The sequence below is a fragment of the Ferruginibacter sp. genome (assembly GCF_031430955.1).
Lineage (GTDB): Bacteria > Bacteroidota > Bacteroidia > Chitinophagales > Chitinophagaceae > Ferruginibacter.
Genome location: NZ_JANPCM010000054.1, coordinates 1 through 2105 on the forward strand (window position 1 = coordinate 1; position 2105 = coordinate 2105).

General features: G+C 36.2%; 3 protein-coding genes. 1 reads left to right on the forward strand and 2 read right to left on the reverse strand.

Going from position 1 to position 2105, the window contains the following annotated elements; translation table 11 throughout:
- Window positions 1-236: 3-isopropylmalate dehydratase small subunit (locus tag ACY65O_RS01535; protein WP_462219085.1), on the forward strand; the 236-nt coding region annotated here is incomplete at its 5' end.
- Between the two features lie 105 nt (window positions 237-341).
- Here the strand turns inward: ACY65O_RS01535 and leuD are convergent.
- Window positions 342-929 (reverse strand): 3-isopropylmalate dehydratase small subunit, encoded by a 588-nt coding sequence (gene leuD, locus ACY65O_RS01540; protein WP_462219086.1) that lies wholly within the window; start codon window positions 927-929, stop codon window positions 342-344.
- Between the two features lie 94 nt (window positions 930-1023).
- A partial coding sequence (locus ACY65O_RS01545; protein ID WP_462219087.1) for a 3-isopropylmalate dehydratase large subunit occupies window positions 1024-2105 on the reverse strand: 1082 nt, incomplete at its 5' end.

Consider the following 2105-nt stretch of genomic DNA (forward strand, 5'->3'; position numbering starts at 1 on the left):
TGCCAATAACGGTATCAGAAGATTTTGTACAAAAAATATTTCAGCAGAATAGTACTTCTACACTTTCTGTTGATTTGGAAACTCAAACTATTACCATTAATGCAACCGGCGAAAAAGAAGGCTTTGAAATTAACCGCTACAAAAAAACCTGTATGATCAATGGTTATGATGATATTGATTACCTGTTAAATAGCATCAGTGAAATAGAAGCGTATGAAAAAGCCCCCATCCCCTAAAGGGAAGTTATTTGAAGAGGATAAAAAAATGAAATTTATAATAGTCAAACAGTACCAATAAAAATGAATCATGAAAAAAAATCAGTGAAGTTGAATAACTCCCCTTCAGGGGATGGGGGTTTCGTATTTTTCTATTTCCCCAATACTGTTCAATAAATAATCAATATCATCATACCCATTGATCATACAGGTTTTTTTATAACTGTTTATTTCAAAACTTTCTTTTTCTCCAGTTGCGTCAATAATAATGGTTTGTGCTTCCAGGTCAACAGAAAGTGTAGAAGTACTATTCTGCTGAAATATTTTTTGTACAAAATCTTCTGATACCGTTATTGGCAGCAAGCCATTATTTAATGCATTGTTTTTAAAAATATCTGCAAAAAAACTTGATACCACTACTTTAAATCCATAATCTACAATCGACCATGCCGCATGTTCTCTTGAAGAACCACAACCGAAATTTTTTCCTGCTACTAAAATATCTCCTTTGTATTGCGGCTGATTTAAAACAAAATCTGCTTTAGGTGTTGCCTCATTATCATTTTCATAACGCCAGTCTCTGAATAAATTTTTACCAAAGCCATCTTTGGTAGTGGCTTTTAAAAACCTTGCAGGAATTATTTGATCCGTATCTACATTTTCGTTTTTCAACGGAACAAATGTGCTGGTTATATTTTTGAAACCTTCTTTCATTATTAATCTTTATCAATTTTCTAAAACCCTTGGAGGGTTTTGTAACAATTCAAATATTTTTATTCCCTTCAAAACCTTCCAGGGGTTTTGAAGCTTATGCAATCATATCTCGTACATCACTTACAAAACCTGTAACCGCAGCAGCTGCAGCAGATAAAGGGCTTGCCAATAAAGTTCTTGCTCCGGCTCCCTGCCTGCCTTCAAAATTTCTGTTACTGGTACTAATGCAATATTTACCTGCAGGTATTTTATCTTCATTCATCCCTAAACATGCTGAGCAACCCGGTTGACGTAATTGAAAACCTGCTGCTTCAAAAATTTTATCAATACCTTCTTCTATAGCTTGTTTTTCTACCTGCTTACTTCCGGGAACGATCCACACTTCCACATTATCAGCTTTCTTTTTTCCCTGTACAAAATTTGCTACCAAACGCAGATCTTCAATTCTTGAATTGGTACAACTGCCAATAAAAACATAATCAATTTTTTGGCCTTTAATGGGTAAGCCTTGTTGCAAACCCATATAAGCTAATGATTTTTCCAAACCGGATTTATCATTTTCATTTACGGCTGCAAGTGTTGGAATATTTTCATTTACACCAATGCCCATTCCCGGGTTGGTGCCGTAAGTTATCATTGGTGTAATGTCGGCAGCATCCAATGTAATTTCTTTATCAAATGTTGCAGTTGCGTCTGTAAACAATGTTTTCCAATAGGCTAATTTTTTATCCCACTCCGCTCCTGCCGGTGCAAATTTTCTGCCCTTAATATAATTGAATGTAGTTTCATCCGGCGCAATCATACCACACCTTGCACCCATTTCAATACTCATATTGCAAATGGTCATTCTTGCTTCCATACTTAATCTGGTAATGGCACTGCCTGCAAACTCCACTGCATGGCCTGTTGCCCCGCTTGCTGTTATCTTACTTAATATATATAACACAATATCTTTCGACAATACGCCATTCTTCAATTCACCTTCAATGTTAATGCGCATTAATTTTGGTTTGGTCTGCATTAAACATTGCGTTGATAAAACCATTTCTACTTCGCTGGTGCCAATACCAAATGCAATTGCTCCAAATGCGCCGTGTGTACTTGTATGTGAGTCACCACATACAATAGTGTTACCCGGTTGTGTAATGCCTAACTCAGGCCCAATCACATGCACAA